The following is an 18,364-nucleotide window of genomic DNA, read 5'->3' as shown; positions in this document are numbered from 1 at the left end:
TTCCCATGCACATGAACCATGACAGCGACGCGCCGCCTGCTCCGGACATCGCGTTCGACGATTTCCTCAAGGTCGATGTCCGCGTCGGCACCATCGTCGAGGCGGAGGCATTTCCCGAGGCGCGCAAGCCGGCTTTCAAGCTGCGCATCGATTTCGGGGGCGCGATCGGCATCAAGCGCTCCAGCGCGCAGATCACCGAGCGGCACCGGCTGGAAGACCTCGTCGGCACGCAGGTGCTCGCCGTCGTCAACTTCCCCCCGCGCCAGATCGGCCCGGTGAGGAGCGAGGTGCTGACCCTCGGCGTGCCGGACGAGCAGGGCCATGTCGTCCTGTTGCGCCCGGACCAGCCAGTGCCCGATGGCGGACGGCTGTTTTAGAACACCGCGCGCAGGCCTAGTGCATAATAGTCGGGCCCGGCATTGCCCTTCACGCGCAGGTTCGGAAGCAGCGGGAAGCTGACGGTGCCATAGGGCGTTACGTCGCGCCCGAAGCGCACGCCCGCGCCGATGCGCGCCGACAGAGGGATCGAGAACGCGGCTTCCGCGCGCCCGTAGATATCGGCGGCGAGATTAGAGCATTTCTCACTATCGGCAAATTGACCGTTGCTGAAGTCGCGGCACCGCCGATTGCTGCCGCTTCCATCGAAAAAGTACCGGTCGTTGTCCCCTTCATGCACGAATGCGCCGCCGCCCAGCGTCAGATCGACCCGCGGTAGAAGGTTCAACTGATAGCCCGCACCCAGCTCTCCGCCCCATTCGTCCGATACATAGGCGCCATTGGCCTCGATCACGACCTGCGACTGCGCGGCCGTGGGAATCGCAGCGAGCGCCGCTGCGAACAATATGAGTTTCTTTATGATATCCCCCATTTACGCATCGCGGCCAAACCTGCCGCGATCGGCGCGAGCCGCTATCCCAGCGCCGCGGCATTGGCAAAGACTATCCGCGCCGCGACGGATGCAACTGTCTCCGGAACGGCAGGACTGCTCTGCCGATCCGCGCACATTGATTCCCGCCGCGCCCGGGCCTATCCTCCAGCGCAACAGGCGGCCCGCGATGGCCGCCGCTCTTGTTTTGCGATGAAGCGAAAGGCCGCCCGATATGTCCATCTCCCCGCTCATGCCTGTCTATCCGCGTTGCGACGTGCGTCCGGTGGAGGGCGATGGCTGCCATCTGATTACCGAGGACGGACGGCGCCTCCTGGATTTCGCCAGCGGCATCGCGGTGAATGCGCTCGGCCACAGCCATCCTGCGCTGATCGGCGCGATCCAGGAGCAGGCCGCCAAGCTGATGCACGTGTCCAATCTCTACGGCAGCCCGCAGGGCGAGCGGCTGGCGCAGATGATCGTGGACACCACCTTCGCCGACACCGTGTTCTTCACCAACAGCGGCGCGGAAGCGGTGGAATGCGCGATCAAGACGGCGCGCGCCTATCACCAGCATGAAGCGGGCGATTCCGGCCGGACCGAGATCATCACCTTCTCCATGGCCTTCCACGGCCGCACGATGGCCACGATCAGCGCTTCCAATCAGGAGAAGATGCACAAGGGCTTCATGCCGCTGCTGCCCGGCTTCAAATATGTCGAGTTCAACGATCTGGAGGCGGCACGCGCCGCCGTTGGTCCGCAGACCGCAGGCTTCCTGGTCGAGCCGATTCAGGGCGAGGGCGGCATCCGTCCGGCGAGCGAGGAGTTCCTGAAGGGCCTGCGCCAGATCTGCGACGAGCAAGATCTGATGTTGGTGCTGGATGAGGTACAATGCGGCGTCGGGCGCACCGGCAAGCTCTATGCCCACGAACTGTACGGGATCGAGCCGGACGTGCTCGCCACCGCCAAGGGCATTGCCGGCGGCTTCCCGCTCGGCGCGTGCCTTGCCACCGAAAAGGCGGCGCGCGGCATGGGCTTTGGCAGCCACGGCTCCACCTATGGCGGCAATCCGCTCGCCATGGCCGCGGGCGAGGCGGTGTGGAAGGTGATTTCCGATGAGGATTTCCTGGCCGATGTGCGCGCCAAGGGCGAGCGTCTGCGCTCCATGCTCGAACAGTTCATCGGCAACCATTCGGACCTGTTCGAACTGGTGCGCGGGCATGGCTTGATGCTCGGTCTGAAGATGAAGGTGGAGAGCCGCCCCTTCTATGCGCATCTGCGCGACAATCACGATCTGATGACCGTGGCCGCGGGCGAGAACACCATCCGCGTCTTGCCGCCGCTCGTGATCGAGGATGAGCATATCCAAGAGTTCATGGAAAAGCTCAGTGCCGGTGCGGCGGATTATGTCGTGCCGGAGGCCGTAGCGGCCTGATTGATCCTCCCCGCGGGCATCGCCCGGGGGGAGGGGGACCATCGCGCAGCGATGGTGGAGGGGCAAGGCGGCGGGGCAACGGCCCCTCCACCCCCGCCTACGGCGGCGGTCCCCCTCCCCGAAGCTGCGCTTCAGGGAGGATAATAATGACCCGCCATTTCCTGAACCTTTCGGACGCGGGCGGCGATGCCATTGCCGCGATGCTGGACGATGCACTGAGCCGGAAAGCGGCGCGCAAGGGCTGGCCGAAGGGCAAGGCGGACGCGGACGCGCCGCTCACCGGGCACATGCTCGCGATGATCTTCGAGAAAAGCTCCACGCGCACGCGCTTCAGCTTCGAAATGGCGATGGAACAGCTTGGCGGCAGCGCCATCGTGGCCGATTCCGGCTCGATGCAGCTGGGCCGGGGCGAAACGGTGGCGGACACCGCGCGCGTCCTTTCCCGCTATGTCGATGCCATCATGATCCGCACCGACGATCATGCCAAGGTTGAGGAAATGGCCGCCTGCGCCAGCGTGCCGGTGATCAACGCGCTCACCGATTGGTCGCATCCCTGCCAGATCGTCGCGGACCTGCTGACCATCGTGGAGCATGGCAAGGCGCTGCCCGGCCTGCAGGTCGCCTGGCTGGGCGACGGCAACAATGTGCTGCACTCGATCGTCGAGGCGGCGGGCCTCATGAAGTTCGACGTGCGCATCGGCTGCCCCGAAGGCTATGATCCTGACGAGCGCTTCAACGAAGCCGCGCGCGAGGCGGGCAGCAGCATCACGATCCACCGCAACGCCGCCGAAGCGGCGGACGGCGCGGACGTGATCGTTACCGACACCTGGATTTCGATGGGGCAGAAGGGCGGCGAGGCAAAGCTGGCCGCGATGGGCCCGTTCCAGGTGGACGAAGCGCTGATGAAGCGCGCGAAGCCGGACGCTCTGTTCCTCCACTGCCTGCCCGCGCATCGCGGCGAGGAAGTGACGGACGCGGTGATCGACGGCCCGCAATCGGTGATTTTCGACGAGGCGGAAAACCGCCTGCATGCGCAAAAATCCGTTCTGCGCTGGGTTTTCGGGCAGCTCTAACTATCTAGGGGCGATGACTGAACAGACCCCTACCCAGACCGAGACCTTTTCCGACCTTCCCCTGCGCTTCTCCATCCCGGCCCGCCATGCGCGCGGCCGCGCGGTGCGGATCGAGACGGCGCTGGCCGATATCCTGTCCGCCCATGCCTATCCGCCGGTGATCGAGGCGCTGCTCACCGAAGCGGTGACGCTCACCGCGCTGCTCGGCTCGCTCCTCAAGGATGCGGGCGGCGAGCTGACCATGCAGGCGCAGACCGGCGAGGGCGCGGTGACGCTGCTGGTTTGCGATTACCGCGACGGGCAGCTGCGCGGCTATGCGCAATATGACGAGGCCAAGGTGGCCGAACTGACGCCCGAGCCGACGCTGTTCGGTCTGTTCGGCCAAGGCTATCTGGCGATCACCTTCGATCGCAAGAAGCGCAGCGAGAACGAGCCGGGCGGGCGCTATCAGGGCATCGTGCCGTTGGAAGGCGCTTCGCTGGCCGAGGCGTGCGAATATTATTTCGCCCAGTCCGAGCAGATCCCGACGCTGATCCGCACCGCGCGCTCTTCCGGCGACGATCGCACCGTCGCTGGCGGCTTCCTGGTCCAGCATCTCGCCGAGGGCGAGGAGGGGCGTGAGCGGCTGCATGTGCGGCTCGACCATCCCGAATGGGAGCATGTCCGCGCGCTTGCCGAAACGGTGAAGCCCGAAGAGCTGGCAGACGGCTCGCTGCCGCTGGAAGAGCTGGTCTGGCGCCTCTTCCATGAAGAGGACGAGGTACGGATCGAACAGGGCGCGGGGTTGTCCAAGGGCTGCCGCTGCGATCCGGACCATATCCGGTCGGTCATCGGGCGCTTTCCCGTCGAGGAGCGGCGCGAGATGGCGGACGAGGACGGCGACATCAAGGTGGACTGCGAGTTCTGCAATCGCCAGTTCCCGATCTCGCTCTCCAGCATGGAGAACTGACGGCGCCGGTGCGCCGCCACCGCAATTCCGACACGCCTGCGTCGTTATTCTCCCACTTTAGATCTGTATCCACCTGCTGTGGGGCGCTGCCCCCATGTGGACCGAAATCGATGAAGACAGCTAAGACAATTGCCATTGCCCTTGCGGCGACCTTCAGCGTTGCTGCTTCCGCTTACGCCGCGCAGGCGAGCTTTTCGCTGCGCACGCTGGAGCGGGGCGAGTGGACGCTGCGTGACAAGGCCGATGATTTCCGGCTGGTGCGCAAGCTATGCGTCCGCGATCCGCGCGTGCTGGTGAAGCTGCACCATCCCGGCCAGCGTTGTGAAATTCACCGGCTGAGCGGCGACGCGCGCGAGGTGGTGTTCAGCTATTCCTGTCAGAGTGGCAGCGGCAGCACCGCGATTCGCCGCGAGACGGATCGGCTGGTGCAGATCCGCAGCCAGGGGTTGGACCGCGGCGCGCCCTATGCGTTCGATTACGAAGCCCGCAAAACCGGAAGCTGCTGAGCGCGCGAAGGAAGCGCCGCAGCGCAGTAGCGTTTCTTCGCCGCTCCCAAGCACAATATTGCACCAAACCCGCTTTCGTTAAGCACCGGTTTAGCAATCTTTGCTATCCCTGTGGGAGTACCCCACTTTGGTACGCTTTCCTCCCTAGCGGGCTCGCACGAGCCGTCACTGGGCCGCTCTTTCCAGGGTGGCCCGTTTTTTGTGGGCATGCTTGCGATACGGCGATCATGCGCTTAGCTCCCCGGCCATGACAGAAACCGGAAAACAGGCGGTGCTGCTGCTCTCGGGCGGCCTCGATTCGATGGTGGCGGGCGGGATCGCGCGCGAACAGGGCTTCGACATTCTGGCGCTGACGGTAGATTATAACCAGCGCCACCGTGTCGAGCTGGAAAGCGCCGCGCGGATCGCCGAAGCCCTCGGGGCGAAACGTCATGTGGTACTGCCGCTCGATCTGACGCAATTCGGCGGCTCCGCACTCACCGCGGATATCGATGTGCCCAAGGACGGCGCGGGTACACGGGACGAAGGCGGCATTCCGATCACCTATGTTCCGGCGCGCAACACCATCTTCCTCTCGCTGTGCCTCGGCTGGGCGGAGGCAGCGGGCGCGCGCGACATGGTGATCGGCGTCAATGCACTCGATTATTCCGGCTACCCCGATTGCCGCCCCGAATTCATCGACGCCTTTCAGAGGCTGGCCATGCTCGGCACCAAGGCAGGAGATGCGAAGGAAAGCTTCGAGGTGCGCGCCCCGCTGCAATATATGAGCAAGGCCGACATCGCGGCCGAAGCGATGCGGCTGGGGCTCGATCCCGCGATGAGCTGGTCCTGCTATGATCCTACGCCCGACGGCAAGCATTGCGGCGAATGCGACAGCTGCCGCCTGCGCCATGGCGGTTTCGTGGAAGCCGGGATCGAAGACCCGACCGTCTATGCCGTCACGCCGGTGGTCGGGTGAGCTACGCCGTAAAGGAGATTTTCCCGACTCTTCAGGGTGAGGGCGCGCATGCGGGACGCCGCGCGGTATTCCTGCGCTTTGCCGGTTGCAATCTCTGGACCGGGCGCGAGCAGGACCGGGACAAGGCCATCTGCCGCTTCTGCGACACCGATTTCGTCGGGATGGATGGTGAGAACGGCGCGCGTTACGCCGATGCCGAAAGCCTTGGCGATAAGGTCGCGGAGCTATGGGGCGCGGGACGCACGCGGCGCTATGTCGTGATGACCGGCGGCGAACCGATGTTGCAGGTGGACGATGCGCTGATCGACGCCCTGCACGCGCGCGGGTTCGAAATCGCGATCGAAAGCAACGGCACGCTGCCGGTGCCGCGCACGATCGACTGGATCTGCATCAGCCCCAAGGCGGGGTCCGAAACGGTCCAGCGTTCGGGCGACGAATTGAAACTGGTCTGGCCGCAGCCCGGTTCGGACTGGAAGGCGATGGAGAGCTGGGATTTTTCCCATCATCTGATCCAGCCGATGGACAGCGCGTCGGCGGACGAAAACCGGGCCGAGGCGATTGCCTTTGTGGAAGCGCACCCGGCGTGGCGGCTGTCCTTGCAGACGCACAAGCTGTTGGGGCTGCCCTGATCAGACAGGCCAGGTCGCCATCTGATTTCCGTTCGGGCTGAGCTTGTCGATCGCCTGTTCTGTTCCCGGCACTAAATACAGCCCTTCGATAGGCTCAGGGCAAACGGACATTCAGAACGATTTGGCGGTCCGGACGAGCCTTGAGAGGAACGCGAGATGTTTTAAACCTCTAGGCGGCGATGGCGCTCAGATTGTCTGCGATCTTGCCGATCCCTGCGGGCTTTTCATAAAGCTTCACGCCCGCAAGTTCGGGCGGCAGGGTGTCGGCGGTACAGTGCCCGCTATGGAACACGAACGGAATCCCGCGCTTCTTCAGCTTGAGCGCTGCGGGGAACACGTCCTGGCCCGCCAGGTCGACATCCAGAATGGCTGCGTCGATGCGATGGGGGCCGTCGATGCAATTCAAGCAATCGTCCAGCGACATGCACGGGCCGACCACGTTGATGCCCCGCTCGCGCAAGCAATCGACCATGTCGAGCGCGATCAGCGCTTCGTCCTCGGCCAGCATCACGGTGAATGTGCTCATACAGCGGAAATGGGCTAATCTTTGTCAGGTTCCCGCTGCACTGCAAAAAAGAGTCTCGCTTCGAAACCCTTTTCGGGCCAAATGCTCTCGAACCGGCCGCCGATCTGGCGCAAGCTCGACAGCACCAGTTGGCTGCCGAAGCCCTTGCCATCCTCGCTCGGCGCGGTGACCGGCGGGCCGCCGCTTTCCTGCCAGACGAGCGCAACCTTCTGCAGGTTCTCATCCTCTTCGACCGTCCAGCGGACCGAGATGACGCCGCCGCTTTCCTGGCACCAGGCTCCATATTTCACCGCGTTGGTCGCCATTTCGTGCAGCGCGAGGCCAATCGGGGTGGCATAGCGCGGGATCAGCTGCACCTCCGGCCCGTCGGTTTCATAGCGCAGCCGGTCGGACAGATAGGGCGCGAGCACATTGTCCACCAGCGAGCCAAGACTCACCGCGCGTCCACCATCCTGATCCAGCGTCAGCTGGTGCGCGCGGGCCAGCGCGTTGACCCGTTCGCGCATCTTCTCGCCCGCCACCTTCGCGTCGCTCTCTCGCCGCGCGGTCATGCTGATGATGGCCATGACCACCGCGAACAGGTTTTTTACGCGGTGATTGAGTTCGCGGCTGATGAGTTCGACCTGTTCCTTTGCCTCGGTGATCTCACTGAGTTCGGTCTCGGTCTGCAGCAGCCGGGAATTGCGCCAAAGCAGATAGGCGATGAGCAGCAGCAGCAGAATCAGGACGGTGACGACCACCAGCACCTGCCGGCCGCCGATCTGCGCATATTGCCGCGCTTCGGCCAGCCCGGCAGCCTGCCGCTGATATTCGTAATTCTCATATTGGTCGATCAGCACGCGAAGGCGGTCCATCCGGCGCATGTCGCCGCCCATCTTCAGCGTCTCGATCGCTTCGTTGCGATTGCCGCGCCGGGCCATCCGCACGCTGGCTTGGGTCTCGGCAAGATGCTCGTTCGTCAGCCGGTCGATCTGCATCAACCAGTTTTCCTGCGGGCCTTCCATATTGCCATAGGCATAGGTCTTCAGCTCATCGAGCAGCAGCGCCTCGCGCTCCATGGCTTCCTTCAGCGGCTTGAGATAGCGCCGCTGGCCGGTCAGCAGATAGCCGCGCTGGCCGGTTTCCGCGTCCACCGCCAGCGCGCGGACCTTCTCCAACCGGGCGATCACACCGGTGGTGTACTGGCTTGCCTCACGCGCTTCCCGCTCGCTGTCGATCGCGCCCATGGTCGCGATACCTCCGGATAGGAGGATGAGAATGCTGAGCGCCACCGCCGCGGGCAGCAAGGTGGTGCCATAGCCATGCTGGCGTTCGGGGCTGAGCAGTTCCCGCCAAATTCGTTTGAGGCGCTCTATCATGGTGCATCGCGCCGTATCGCTCCGGATAGGTCCAGACAAGTTGTGACGTGGCGCGAGCAGGTGAACTGCGCCGGTCGCGCGATTGACCGACCCTCGCGGGGCACCTACATCGCCCGGTCTATGCTGGATGAAAAACAGGCGCTGGAACGCGCAGAACTGCTGGTCTCCGCCGCAATCGACGCGGGCGCGGACGCCGCCGACGCGCTCTATTCGGGCGGTGCATCGACGGAAATCTCGGTGCGCCTCGGCAAACTGGAGGATGCCGGGCGTTCGGAGGGCGAGGAGATCGGCCTGCGCCTGTTCGTCGGCAAGCGTTCCGCCAGCGTGTCGAGCAGCGCGATGGCCCCGGAGTTGCTGCGCGATCTGGCCGAGCGCGCGGTGGCGATGGCCAAGGCGGCGCCGGAAGATCCCTATGCCGGCCTCGCGCCCGAAGAGCGGCTGATGAAAGAGCCTCTGCCCGATCTCGATCTGGACGACGGCGCGGCTGCCGATCCCGACGCCCTGCGCGAAGCCGCGCTGGCCGCAGAAGACGCCGCGCGTGCCGTTTCCGGCGTGACGGGCAGCGAAGGCGGCGGCGCGAGCGTGGGCCGATCGGTCGTGGCGCTCGCCACCAGCACAGGTTTCGGCGCTGCTTATGCTCGCTCCAGCCACAGCCTGTCGGCCAGCGTGTTGGCCGGGGAAAGCGGCGCGCGGGAGCGGGATTACGCCTATCGCACCGCCCGCCACGCCGCCGATCTGCCTGATCCCGCCGAAATCGGCCGCAAGGCGGGCGAGCGGGCGGCGGCGCGGCTGAACCCGGTGGACATGACCGGCGGCGCAATGCCCGTGATCTTCGATCCGCGCGTCGGCGGCAGCCTGATCGGCCATCTGCTCGGCGCGATGTCCGGCCCCGCCGCGGCCCGGCGCGCGACTTTCCTGCTCGATCTCATGGGCGAACGGATTTTCGACAGCGGCATCGACATTCTGGACGATCCGCACCGCCCGCGCGGCCTCGCCTCCAAGAGCGTGGACGGCGAGGGACTGCCGACCGCGCCGTCCAAACTGGTCGATGCGGGACGGCCCACCGGCTGGCTGCTCAACGTCGCCTCCGCGCGCCAGCTGGGGCTGGAACCGAACGGCCACGCCACGCGCGGCGTCGGCGGATCGCCGGGGGTGGGCGCCAGCAACGTCCACATGGCGCCCGGCAAGGACAGCCCCGCCGCGCTGATGGCGGGCATAGAACGCGGCGTCTATCTGACCGAGCTGATCGGCCAGGGCGTCAACGCCATCACCGGCGATTACAGCCGCGGCGCAGGCGGCTTTCTGATCGAAAATGGCGAGATTACGCGGCCCGTGCGCGAGATTACCGTGGCGGGCAATCTGAAGGACATGTTTGCGGCCATGACGCCCGCGGACGATCTGGAATTCACCCGCGCGCTCAACGTGCCCACGCTGCGCGTCGACGGCATGACCGTGGCCGCGTGAGCGTCTTCGACCCTTCCGATATCGTGGCCGCGGCGCGCGAGGCGGGGGACTATGCGCTGGCCCGTTGGCGCCGGGGCGAGAAGCCCGATGCGAAGACCTGGGAAAAGTCGCCCGGCCATCCGGTCTGCGATATCGACATCGCGGTCGACGAGCTGCTGAAGGAGCGGCTCGGCGCGATCCTGCCGGAAGCGGGCTGGCTGTCCGAGGAGACCGAGGACGATAGCGACCGGACGCGGCGCGACTGGACCTGGCTGGTCGATCCCGTCGATGGCACGCGCGATTATATTCGCGGGCGCGCCGGATGGGCGATCTCCATCGCGCTGATGAAAGGCGGGCGGCCCGTCTTCTCCGTCATTCACGCGCCCGTCGGGGACCGTTGCTTCACCGCACGGCGCGGCGAGGGCGCGCTGCTGAATGGCGAGCCGATCGAGGCGAGTGAACGGCAGGACTTGCCCGGTGCGCGCGTGCCCAGCGATGGCCTGGCCCGCGTCGACCGCGATCTCACCATGGTGGCCAAACCCAACAGCATCGCGCTGCGCATCTGCATGGTGGCGAGCGGCGAGGCGGATATGGTGGCGACGCTACGCTGGGGGAATGAGTGGGACGTCGCCGCCGCAAACCTGATCGCCGCGGAAGCGGGCGCAACGGTGAGCGACGCGCTGGGCGATCCGATCCGCTACAACAAGGCATCCCCGCGCGATTTCGGCCTGATCGTCAGCGCGCCGGGCATCCATGCGGCGGTGGTGGAACGGCTGGCCGACCGGGCGGCGGAGATATTGGGCGGGGCGTGAGGTATTCCCCTCCCGCTTGCGGAAGGGGCAGGGGGTGGGAAGGGGCGAAACGAGGCTCCGCTGTCTCGATGGCTGGGCCTTGCCAGTAGAATCAAAACTCCGTTCGGGCTGAGCTTGTCGAAGCCCCGTTCTTCTTCTGAGCGCTACCGGTTGACGCCAGAAGTACGGCCCTTCGACAGGCTCAGGGCGAACGGCTAATGGCTGATTTCAGCCGTCTAAATCCGCCCGGCTCCACAGCCCCTCGCGCCCCGCCGGTTCCGGCGTGCCCGCCGCCTGCGCCCTTGCCCGCGCCACCCAGAGCAGCTTTTCGCGTTTCGACGTATGCACCCGGTGGTCCCAGGCGTGCGCGCCGAGATCGCGCACCTTGCGGGCGATGTCGCCATAGATGCCCGCCGCCGCCAGCACCGCCCAGCGGCTGCGTTTGGGCAGCGCCTGCGCGCCGACGCGCGCGCTTGCCTCATAGCGTTCGGAGGCATCGCATAGCCGTTTGGCCATCGTGGTGAGCGCGGGGCGAAAGGGCGGGGCCATGTGGCGGCCGGGCGGCACGTCGAATTCGGCGAGCCATTCCATCGGCAGATAGCAGCGGTCCGCCGCCGCATCCTCGGCAATGTCGCGCGCAATATTGGCAAGCTGGAAGGCGAGGCCGAGGTCGGTCGCGCGGTCCAGCACGGCCTCGTCCTCCGGGTCCACGCCCATCAGGATCGCCATCATGCAGCCCACCGCGCCCGCGACATGATAGCAATAGCGGTACAGGTCCGCCTCGCTGCGCGGCCGCCAGCCCTCGGCATCCAGCGCGAAGCCCGCGATCAGATCGTCGGCATAGCGGCGCGGGATGCGGCATTCGCGCGCCACCACTCCGAAGCCGTCGAAGGCGGGCTCCCCGGTTTCGGTGCCGTTCCAGGCGGCCTCGGTCATGCCGGTAAGGTAGCTGAGGCGATCGGCGGCATCGTCGATCACGCTCATGCCATGGCCATGGTCCTGCCCGTCGGCCAGATCGTCGCATTTGCGGCACCAGGCGTAGAGCAGCCAGGCCCGCTCGCGCGTTTCCCGGTCGAACAGGCGGGAGGCGAGGGCGAAGCTGCGCGATCCCTTCGCTATGCTGTCCTTCGCGTGCGCGACGAGGGCGGGGCGATCGAGGCTAGTCACGAAATGCCGTCATAGATCGTCCGCCTTCATCTGGAAGATCGTGCGGTGCGGCTGATAGTCCGCCAGCTTGTCGACCAGCGCGCCGATCTCCTCGGCCTGCACCATGATGCCGGCATGCTGCGCGCGGATGAAGCCGACGTCGATCATGTGGCGGTTGAAGGCGATCAGATGATCGTAGAAGCCTCCGACATTGAGGAGGCCCACCGGTTTGTCGTGATAGCCAAGCTGCGCCCAGCTGATCGCCTCCCACAATTCGTCCATCGTGCCGACGCCGCCGGGCAGCGTGACGAACCCGTCGCTGAGGTCCGTGAACGCCTGCTTGCGCTCATGCATCCCGCCGACGACGCGCAGCTCCGTACAGCCGCGATGCGCGACTTCGCTGCCGACGAGCGCCTCGGGAATCACCCCGATCACCTCGCCTCCAGCGGCCAGCGCGGCATCCGCCACCGCGCCCATCAGGCCTAGCCTGCCGCCGCCATAAACCACGCGAATGCCGCGCTCGGCCAAAGTGCGGCCGACCGTTTTCGCGGTTTCGATATAGACGGGATCGGCCGGGGTGGCGGAGCCGCAATAGACGGCGAGGGCTTTGAGAGTGCGTGACATGACTGCGCGTTAGCCGGTCTGCGATCAGACTGTCGAGGGGGGATGGGGCGAGAGCAGTCTTTGCCTCAAAACCGTAAGTCCTGAGCCTGTCGAAGGACGTTTATCGATCTAGCTCCGCGCTTGAGGGATAAGCGCCGTAGGCGCTGCGCGCCGTCTTCGACTCCGACAGGCTCAGCCCGAACGGGGGGGGGAGGTTGCAATCAAAGGCCGTAAGTCCTGAGCTTGTCGAAGGACGTTTATCGATCAAGCTCTACCCTCGAACGAGAGACGCCCTTCGACAAGCTCAGGGCTACGGATGAGCGGAGAAGATGGATTTTCTCCCCTCCCGCGAGCGGGGGGGAATCAGCGAACCCCCAGATCCTCCAGCATCAGCCCCGCCGTCGCCTTGGCACTGCCGACCACGCCGGGGATGCCGGCGCCGGGATGGGTGCCGGCGCCCACGAAATAGAGATTGCCGATCACATCGTCGCGGTTGTGCGCGCGGAAGAAGGCGCTTTGCGTCAGGATCGGCTCCAGGCTGAACGCGCTGCCCATATGCGCGGAGAGATCGCGCGCGAAGTCCGGCGGGGCGTAGTGGAATTTGGTGACGATCCGATCGTGGATGTCGGGGATCAGCCGCCGCCCGACCTCGTCCAGCACGCGGCGCTCCAGCTTCGGGCCTGCCTCGTCCCAGTCGATCGGCAGTTTGCCCATATGGGCGACCGGTACGAGCGCGTAGAAAGTGGAACAGCCCTCCGGCGCCATGGACGGATCGGTGACGGTGGGATGATGGAGATAGATCGAGAAATCGCGCGGCAGCACGCCGTGATCATAGATGTCCTTCAAAAGGCCGTCATAGCGCGGGCCGAACAGGATCATATGGTGCGGAATGCCGGGCCAGCGGCCCTCGATCCCGAAATGCACGACGAAGAGCGAGGGCGAATATTTCTTCTTCGACAGGCGTTTGGCCATCTGCTTGCCGCGCGTCGTCTGGCCCAGCAGATCCTTGTAGCTGTGCACGATATCGCCGTTGCTGGCGACGACGTCGGCGTCGGCATGCCAGCCGCTCTCAGTCGTCACGCCCGTTGCGCGGTCGCCCAGCATGTCGATATGCGCGACGGGATCGCCCAGCCGCATGCGCCCGCCCAGCCGCTCGAAATGCGCGGCCATGCCGGCGACCAGCCGGTTGGTGCCGCCCTTGGCGAACCACACGCCGCCGTCCTTTTCCAGCTTGTGGATGAGGGCATAGATGGCGCTCGTCGTCATCGGATTGCCGCCGACGAGGAGGGTATGGAAGCTCAGCGCCTCGCGCAGCTTCTCGTTCTTCACGAATTTCGAAACGATCGAATAGACCGAGCGCCAGGCCTGATATTTGGCGAGCGCGGGCGCCGCCTTGATCATGCTGGGGAAGTCCAGGAACGCCTTGTGGCCCAGCTTCAGATAGCCTTCCTCGAACACGCCTTCGCTATATTCCAGGAAGCGGGCATAGCCTTCGACGTCGTCCGGATTGAGCTTGCGGATTTCCTCGTTCAGCTTGGCTTCGTCATTGGTGTAATCGAAGTTCGTGCCGTCCACCCAGTTCAGGCGATAGAAGGGCGTGACGGGCTGTAATTCCACATCGCGGCTCATGTCCGCGCCGGTGAGCGACCAGAGTTCGCGCAGGCAATCGGGATCGGTGATGACGGTTGGGCCGGCATCGAACACGAAGCCGTCCTTTTCCCAATAATAGCCGCGGCCGCCGGGCTTGTCGCGCGCCTCGATCAGCGTCGTGGCAACGCCGGCGGACTGCAGGCGGATCGCCAGCGCCAACCCGCCGAAGCCCGCGCCGATGACGATGGCCGTGCGGCCGGTGGCGGCGGGGCGGGGCGCATCGCCGAACAGATCGGGCTCGCGGCTGCCCGGGCCGGTGCCGAAGTCGGTGCCATGGTCGGTAACGGTCGCCATTATTTTCCCCAGATCGCGCGCAAGGCGTTGGATATGGGGATGGGCGGCTTACCGGACAATATGCGCAGCTTGTCCGCCGCGGTGGTGCGCCCGGCATAGAAACGCGCAATAAGGTCTGCGTTCAACGTATAGAAACGCTCGAATACCTTGTTCCGCTCGCCCGGCTTGGCCCCGATGAACAGCAGTTTGCCGAGCATCCGGTAGAAGGCGGCATCGCGCCAATGGGCGCGCGCCAGCTTGTAGGTGAAGCGGTGCAGCGCATCGCCCGACAGATCGTCCTGTTCGGCAATCGCCATGGCGGTGCGCACCGCATCGGGCAGCGAATAGCTCGTCATGGGATGGAACAGCCCGGCGCGGCTGCCGGCCTTGGCGGTGCGCTCTCCGCCCGATTTCCAATAGGCGTCCAGATCGCCGCCATGCACCACGGGAAGCACGCCCGATTCCTCGCGCAAGGTGCGCATCACCTGCCACCCTTGCGCATCGGCATAGGCGCCGATCCGCTGCGACAGCGTGCGCCGATCCAGATCGGGCTTGTCGCTATAATAGGTGTCCTCGACGAAGACCTTGGTCGGCGTGAAGGGCAGGCAGTAGACGAAGCGATAGCCGTCCTTCTGCTCCACCGTGGCGTCCATGATGACCGGCTTACTGAGGCCATGCGGTTCCTCCAGCTCCAACAGCTGGCCGACGAATTTCTGCCATCCGCAATCGAGTGCGGCGGTATCGGCAGGCCCGCGGCAATCGATCACGCCGCCCGCCCGGATGCGGCCATGGCCCTTCAGCGCCACCGCGGTGGGGGTGACGGAGGCGACGGTCACGCCGGTCACGCGCATGCGTTCGGGCAGTTGCTCGCGGATCACCTCGTCCAGCCGCTCGCTCTCGATCGAATAATAGATGCCGTCGAGCTGGCGGCTATGGCCGGGGAAGCGCACCTCGTTCCCGCTCCAGCCATGGGTGACGAGCGGCGCGGTCAGCCAGCGATGTTCGGGTGCGACATCGCTGGAGAAATAGCTCCACAGATGATTGCCGCCGAAATAATCGCCGCTTTCAATGAGCAGGATTTCCAGTTCCGGCCGCAGCCGCCGCAGCGCGAGCGCGATCAGCCCCCCGGCCAGGCCGCCGCCGACAATGGCGAGATCGCAGGTGCGTTTTTCGAGCATGCGCCGGGCCTAGACGAGCGCGCGGCACTTGGGAATCCTGCCACGGCAATTTCAGTGCCTTATCCACCAGAAATGGGGCCGGACTTGTCCTTCTACCATTATCGACGCGTTCATCCCGGCCCGCTATAGCACCGGCCGATGACCGCGCTTCTGATCTCCCTTGCCGCCTCGACGCTGGCGATGACGCTGATCGTGGCGGTGCGCTATTGGGCGACGAGCGGGGCGTTCGCCTGGGTGACCAGCCGCGTTCGGCCCGGCCTGTATGACAAGCTGCGCCCCCAGATCGGGCGAGAGATTCGCTGGTCGCTCTATAGCGCGGTGATCTACGGCGTGCCCGCCGGGGTGGTGATGTGGGGCTGGCAGGAGCGCGGCTGGACCGCGATCTATGCCGACGTCACCGCTTATCCGCTATGGTATCTGCCGGTCTCGCTGTTCATCTATCTGTTCGCGCACGACACCTGGTTCTACTGGACGCACCGCTGGATGCACCGGCCCAAATGGTTCAAGATCGCCCATGCCGTGCACCATGACAGCCGCCCGCCCACCGCCTGGGCGGCGATGAGCTTTCATCCCATCGAAGCGCTGACAGGCGCGGTCGTGATCCCGGTGCTGGTCTTCCTGGTGCCGATCCATGTCGCGGTGCTGGGCACGGTGCTCGCCATCATGACGCTGATGGGCGTCACCAACCATATGGGGTGGGAGATGTTTCCGCGCTGGTGGACCGAAGGGCCGCTCGGCCGCTGGACGATTACCGCGAGCCATCACCAGCGCCATCATGAGCGCTATAATTGCAATTACGGGCTCTATTTCCGCTTCTGGGACCGCGTTTGCGGCACGGACAAGGGACTGGGCGCCTTCAAGGAGAAACGGATATGATCGCGCGTTTCGCGATGTCCGCCGCGTTGCTGGCCGCTGCCACCGCCGCGGCCCCTGCCCCCACGGGCAAGCTGGATCTGTCCTTTACCAACCTGCGATCCGCCAAGGGCAATCTTCTGGTCTGCATCACCGCGGACCCGCGCTACTTCCCCGACTGCACCGATGATCCGGACAAGCGTTTTCTGACGGTTCCCGCAGCAAGGCCGGTGCTGCAGCTTAGCGGCCTTCCCGCCAAGCGCTTCGCTGTGACCGTCCACCATGATGAAAACGCGAACGACAAGCTGGATACCTTTGTCGGCGTGCCGAAGGAGGGGATCGGATTTTCGCGCAACCCGCGCATCAGCTTTGGCCCGCCGAAGTTCGACAGGGTGGCGCTTCCCATTGCGCCGGGCACCAACCGGGAAGCGGTGAAGCTGCAATATTTTCTGTGACGGCGCGCCGGAGGGCGCACCGAGTTCGTTAGGCCGTTGTAGCAGCGGCGCGGCACCCGTTGCCCAAAAGCCCCACTTTTGTGGTAATTCGGAAGCGCTGCTTATCGGTAGCGCAACTTTTGCGCGGATAGACTATTGAGCGCTCCAGAACATAAGCCGGGATCTCGACACATGCGCCTATCCATTATCGCCGCCGGCCTTTCGGCCGCTCTCATCGCCGTGCCTGCTCTCGCACAGCAAGCGCCCGCGAACATCCCGCCGTTGGAGGATACGGTCTATGCCGGGGACTGGGTGACGATCGGCGGCGGCGTCGGTGTCAGCCCCAGCTATGAAGGCTCGGACGATTATGTTTTCTTCCCCGTGCCTGGCGCCGCGGGCAGCGTGGGCGGCGTGAATTTCCAGCCCAAGGGCACCGGTATCGGTGCGGACATCATCAATGATCCCGATGATGCGAAGGTGGGTTTCGTATTCGGCCCCGTCGCGCGCGTCCGGCTGGATCGCACGCGGCAGATCAAGGACGATGTGGTCAAGCGTCTCGGCAAGCTCGATACGGCGGTGGAACTGGGCGCGCAGGCGGGCATCCAATATTCCGGCATCATCACGCCCTATGACACGCTCTCGGCCACGGTCGACGTGGTGTGGGACGTTGCGGGCGCGCATAAGGGCCGCGTCATCACCCCATCCGTCAGCTTCCTCACCCCCGTTAGCCGCGGCGCTGCTGTCGTGCTGTCGGTGAGCGCGGATCATGTCGACGATAATTTCGCCGAATATTATTATTCGATCAGCCCCTCGGGTTCACTGGCGAGCGGCCTACCGACCTATAATGCCAAGGGCGGCTTCCAGAGCGTGGGGGCCAACCTGCTGGGCACCTATGATCTGGACGGAGACCTGACGAACGGCGGCTTCGCAGTCTTCGGCCTGGCCGGCTATTCCCGGATCCTCGGCAACTTCGCCGACAGCCCAATCGTCGCCGACCGTGGCAGCGCCGACCAGTTCATCGGCGGCATCGGCATCGGTTATACGTTCTAATAATCTTTACCGCTGGCGCCCGGTAAGACCACGCGGTTGCTATGGCTCCGCTGGACTAAAGCGCCCGCACGCCCTAATGTCACGCTTCATCCCCGGGGAGCCGCGCTTGGAATAGGCGGTTGAGAGCGGAATAGGCCGCGACCCGTCGAACCTGATCCCGGTAATACGGGCGGAGGGAGGGAGCGGTGTCCGGCCAAGACAGGCCCTTTCCGCCCCGCCTTCCGATTTGAGAAGGAGGCGCATGGCACCGTCGGAACCGATCAGCGCATGGATCGCGATCCTGATCGGCCTGTTCGCGCTCGCCGCGGGTGCCGGAGAGCTGCGACAGGCGGGCGGCTGGGAACGGATGCTCGACGAGATCGAGGGCAGCCGCGCGCTGCAATATATTGCGGCGACTGCCTGTTTCCTGATTGGCTCTCTCATCTACCTCGCCAATCCGCTCTCCGGCGACTGGCTGAATTTCCTGCTCGGTATCATCGGCGGCCTGCAGATGGTCGAGGGGCTCGTGCTCCTCGCCATGCCGGACCGCTTCCTGCCCTTCGCCTGGCGCTTCCTGGAAAAGGGCGGCCGCGCGCTGCCCGGGGCCGCCATCGCGATCGGCCTCCTCTTCTTTCTCCTCGGCGCGGTGCGCCTCTAGTTTTCCCT

20 protein-coding genes and 1 riboswitch are annotated in these 18,364 nt (G+C 65.2%); of the genes, 13 read left to right on the top strand and 7 right to left on the bottom strand.

The window, feature by feature from the left end; translation table 11 throughout:
- Positions 1 to 5: 5 nt before the first annotated feature.
- Complete coding sequence (locus I6A82_RS02025) at positions 6 to 377, top strand: tRNA-binding protein (RefSeq protein ID WP_198093518.1); 372 nt, start codon at positions 6 to 8, stop codon at positions 375 to 377.
- Here the strand turns inward: I6A82_RS02025 and I6A82_RS02020 are convergent.
- Positions 374 to 868 carry a hypothetical protein gene (locus I6A82_RS02020; protein ID WP_232343217.1) on the bottom strand — a complete coding sequence of 165 codons (495 nt, stop codon included), beginning with the start codon at positions 866 to 868 and terminating at the stop codon, positions 374 to 376. The genes I6A82_RS02025 and I6A82_RS02020 overlap by 4 nt on opposite strands.
- 232 nt (positions 869 to 1,100) lie before the next feature.
- On the opposite strand from I6A82_RS02020, the gene I6A82_RS02015 reads away from it, so the two are divergent.
- From I6A82_RS02015 to queE, 6 genes are all read left to right on the top strand, one after another.
- Positions 1,101 to 2,300 (top strand): aspartate aminotransferase family protein, encoded by a 1,200-nt coding sequence (locus tag I6A82_RS02015; RefSeq protein ID WP_198093517.1) that lies wholly within the window; start codon positions 1,101 to 1,103, stop codon positions 2,298 to 2,300.
- A gap of 146 nt (positions 2,301 to 2,446) precedes the next feature.
- Positions 2,447 to 3,373: an ornithine carbamoyltransferase gene (gene argF, locus I6A82_RS02010; protein WP_198093516.1), complete on the top strand. Its 927-nt coding sequence runs from the start codon at positions 2,447 to 2,449 to the stop codon at positions 3,371 to 3,373.
- Positions 3,374 to 3,386: 13 nt separating this feature from the next.
- The gene (gene hslO / locus I6A82_RS02005; RefSeq protein WP_198093515.1) at positions 3,387 to 4,322 is read left to right on the top strand and encodes an Hsp33 family molecular chaperone HslO; all 936 of its coding nucleotides are present in this window, start codon (positions 3,387 to 3,389) and stop codon (positions 4,320 to 4,322) included.
- A 110-nt stretch (positions 4,323 to 4,432) separates the two neighbouring features.
- Positions 4,433 to 4,828 (top strand): hypothetical protein, encoded by a 396-nt coding sequence (locus I6A82_RS02000; protein WP_198093514.1) that lies wholly within the window; start codon positions 4,433 to 4,435, stop codon positions 4,826 to 4,828.
- 247 nt (positions 4,829 to 5,075) lie between these two features.
- On the top strand, positions 5,076 to 5,786 hold the full coding sequence (gene queC / locus I6A82_RS01995; protein WP_198093513.1) for a 7-cyano-7-deazaguanine synthase QueC: 711 nt from the start codon (positions 5,076 to 5,078) through the stop codon (positions 5,784 to 5,786).
- Positions 5,783 to 6,415, top strand: a complete 633-nt coding sequence (queE, locus tag I6A82_RS01990) for a 7-carboxy-7-deazaguanine synthase (RefSeq protein ID WP_198093512.1) — start codon at positions 5,783 to 5,785, stop codon at positions 6,413 to 6,415. Before queC ends, queE begins: the two co-directional genes overlap by 4 nt.
- Positions 6,416 to 6,584: 169 nt before the next feature.
- On the opposite strand, the gene I6A82_RS01985 is transcribed toward queE, so the two are convergent.
- On the bottom strand, positions 6,585 to 6,941 hold the full coding sequence (locus I6A82_RS01985; protein ID WP_187334796.1) for a response regulator: 357 nt from the start codon (positions 6,939 to 6,941) through the stop codon (positions 6,585 to 6,587).
- Positions 6,942 to 6,955: 14 nt separating this feature from the next.
- Entirely contained in the window at positions 6,956 to 8,299 is a 1,344-nt protein-coding gene (locus I6A82_RS01980; RefSeq protein WP_198093511.1) for a sensor histidine kinase, read from the bottom strand.
- 120 nt (positions 8,300 to 8,419) lie between these two features.
- Between I6A82_RS01980 and I6A82_RS01975 the strand changes: the two genes are divergently transcribed.
- Positions 8,420 to 9,763: a TldD/PmbA family protein gene (locus I6A82_RS01975; protein WP_198093510.1), complete on the top strand. Its 1,344-nt coding sequence runs from the start codon at positions 8,420 to 8,422 to the stop codon at positions 9,761 to 9,763.
- Complete coding sequence (locus I6A82_RS01970; protein ID WP_332310923.1) at positions 9,760 to 10,554, top strand: 3'(2'),5'-bisphosphate nucleotidase CysQ; 795 nt, start codon at positions 9,760 to 9,762, stop codon at positions 10,552 to 10,554. Before I6A82_RS01975 ends, I6A82_RS01970 begins: the two co-directional genes overlap by 4 nt.
- Positions 10,555 to 10,761: 207 nt before the next feature.
- On the opposite strand, the gene I6A82_RS01965 is transcribed toward I6A82_RS01970, so the two are convergent.
- The 4 genes from I6A82_RS01965 to crtY form a co-directional block, all read right to left on the bottom strand.
- Positions 10,762 to 11,700 (bottom strand): phytoene/squalene synthase family protein, encoded by a 939-nt coding sequence (locus I6A82_RS01965; RefSeq protein ID WP_198093509.1) that lies wholly within the window; start codon positions 11,698 to 11,700, stop codon positions 10,762 to 10,764.
- A 9-nt stretch (positions 11,701 to 11,709) separates the two neighbouring features.
- Complete coding sequence (locus tag I6A82_RS01960) at positions 11,710 to 12,303, bottom strand: TIGR00730 family Rossman fold protein (RefSeq protein ID WP_187334792.1); 594 nt, start codon at positions 12,301 to 12,303, stop codon at positions 11,710 to 11,712.
- Between the two features lie 342 nt (positions 12,304 to 12,645).
- Complete coding sequence (locus I6A82_RS01955; RefSeq protein WP_198093508.1) at positions 12,646 to 14,226, bottom strand: phytoene desaturase; 1,581 nt, start codon at positions 14,224 to 14,226, stop codon at positions 12,646 to 12,648.
- Entirely contained in the window at positions 14,226 to 15,383 is a 1,158-nt protein-coding gene (crtY, locus tag I6A82_RS01950) for a lycopene beta-cyclase CrtY (RefSeq protein ID WP_198093507.1), read from the bottom strand. Before crtY ends, I6A82_RS01955 begins: the two co-directional genes overlap by 1 nt.
- Before the next feature lie 138 nt (positions 15,384 to 15,521).
- On the opposite strand from crtY, the gene I6A82_RS01945 reads away from it, so the two are divergent.
- The 4 genes from I6A82_RS01945 (at position 15,522) to I6A82_RS01930 (ending at position 18,356) form a co-directional block, all read left to right on the top strand.
- Positions 15,522 to 16,259: a sterol desaturase family protein gene (locus I6A82_RS01945; protein WP_198093506.1), complete on the top strand. Its 738-nt coding sequence runs from the start codon at positions 15,522 to 15,524 to the stop codon at positions 16,257 to 16,259.
- On the top strand, positions 16,256 to 16,690 hold the full coding sequence (locus I6A82_RS01940) for a DUF2141 domain-containing protein (protein WP_232343215.1): 435 nt from the start codon (positions 16,256 to 16,258) through the stop codon (positions 16,688 to 16,690). Before I6A82_RS01945 ends, I6A82_RS01940 begins: the two co-directional genes overlap by 4 nt.
- A 171-nt stretch (positions 16,691 to 16,861) precedes the next feature.
- Complete coding sequence (locus I6A82_RS01935) at positions 16,862 to 17,719, top strand: MipA/OmpV family protein (protein WP_198093505.1); 858 nt, start codon at positions 16,862 to 16,864, stop codon at positions 17,717 to 17,719.
- An 83-nt stretch (positions 17,720 to 17,802) separates the two neighbouring features.
- A riboswitch (TPP riboswitch) is annotated at positions 17,803 to 17,914 on the top strand.
- 46 nt (positions 17,915 to 17,960) lie between these two features.
- A complete protein-coding gene (locus I6A82_RS01930) occupies positions 17,961 to 18,356 on the top strand; it encodes a hypothetical protein (RefSeq protein WP_198093504.1) in 396 nt (131 codons plus the stop codon).
- The last annotated feature ends 8 nt before the right edge of the window (positions 18,357 to 18,364 follow it).

The sequence above is a fragment of the Novosphingopyxis sp. YJ-S2-01 genome (assembly GCF_016093175.1).
GTDB lineage: Bacteria > Pseudomonadota > Alphaproteobacteria > Sphingomonadales > Sphingomonadaceae > Novosphingopyxis > Novosphingopyxis iocasae.
The sequence above is the reverse complement of the archived record's forward strand: the minus strand, read 5'-3'. Positions and strand labels throughout refer to the sequence as shown.

Excerpts from the sequence above, each read along its gene's own strand:
- argF (WP_198093516.1), top strand. The coding sequence starts at position 2,447 with ATGACCCGCCATTTCCTGAACCTTTCGGACGCGGGCGGCGATGCCATT.
- queC (WP_198093513.1), top strand. The coding sequence starts at position 5,076 with ATGACAGAAACCGGAAAACAGGCGGTGCTGCTGCTCTCGGGCGGCCTC.
- I6A82_RS02015 (WP_198093517.1), top strand. The coding sequence starts at position 1,101 with ATGTCCATCTCCCCGCTCATGCCTGTCTATCCGCGTTGCGACGTGCGT.
- I6A82_RS01945 (WP_198093506.1), top strand. The coding sequence starts at position 15,522 with ATGACCGCGCTTCTGATCTCCCTTGCCGCCTCGACGCTGGCGATGACG.
- I6A82_RS01930 (WP_198093504.1), top strand. The coding sequence starts at position 17,961 with ATGGCACCGTCGGAACCGATCAGCGCATGGATCGCGATCCTGATCGGC.
- I6A82_RS01980 (WP_198093511.1), bottom strand. The coding sequence starts at position 8,299 with ATGATAGAGCGCCTCAAACGAATTTGGCGGGAACTGCTCAGCCCCGAA.
- I6A82_RS01940 (WP_232343215.1), top strand. The coding sequence starts at position 16,256 with ATGATCGCGCGTTTCGCGATGTCCGCCGCGTTGCTGGCCGCTGCCACC.
- I6A82_RS02000 (WP_198093514.1), top strand. The coding sequence starts at position 4,433 with ATGAAGACAGCTAAGACAATTGCCATTGCCCTTGCGGCGACCTTCAGC.
- I6A82_RS02025 (WP_198093518.1), top strand. The coding sequence starts at position 6 with ATGCACATGAACCATGACAGCGACGCGCCGCCTGCTCCGGACATCGCG.
- I6A82_RS01975 (WP_198093510.1), top strand. The coding sequence starts at position 8,420 with ATGCTGGATGAAAAACAGGCGCTGGAACGCGCAGAACTGCTGGTCTCC.
- I6A82_RS01935 (WP_198093505.1), top strand. The coding sequence starts at position 16,862 with ATGCGCCTATCCATTATCGCCGCCGGCCTTTCGGCCGCTCTCATCGCC.
- I6A82_RS01985 (WP_187334796.1), bottom strand. The coding sequence starts at position 6,941 with ATGAGCACATTCACCGTGATGCTGGCCGAGGACGAAGCGCTGATCGCG.
- I6A82_RS02020 (WP_232343217.1), bottom strand. The coding sequence starts at position 868 with ATGGGGGATATCATAAAGAAACTCATATTGTTCGCAGCGGCGCTCGCT.
- crtY (WP_198093507.1), bottom strand. The coding sequence starts at position 15,383 with ATGCTCGAAAAACGCACCTGCGATCTCGCCATTGTCGGCGGCGGCCTG.
- I6A82_RS01960 (WP_187334792.1), bottom strand. The coding sequence starts at position 12,303 with ATGTCACGCACTCTCAAAGCCCTCGCCGTCTATTGCGGCTCCGCCACC.
- I6A82_RS01955 (WP_198093508.1), bottom strand. The coding sequence starts at position 14,226 with ATGGCGACCGTTACCGACCATGGCACCGACTTCGGCACCGGCCCGGGC.
- hslO (WP_198093515.1), top strand. The coding sequence starts at position 3,387 with ATGACTGAACAGACCCCTACCCAGACCGAGACCTTTTCCGACCTTCCC.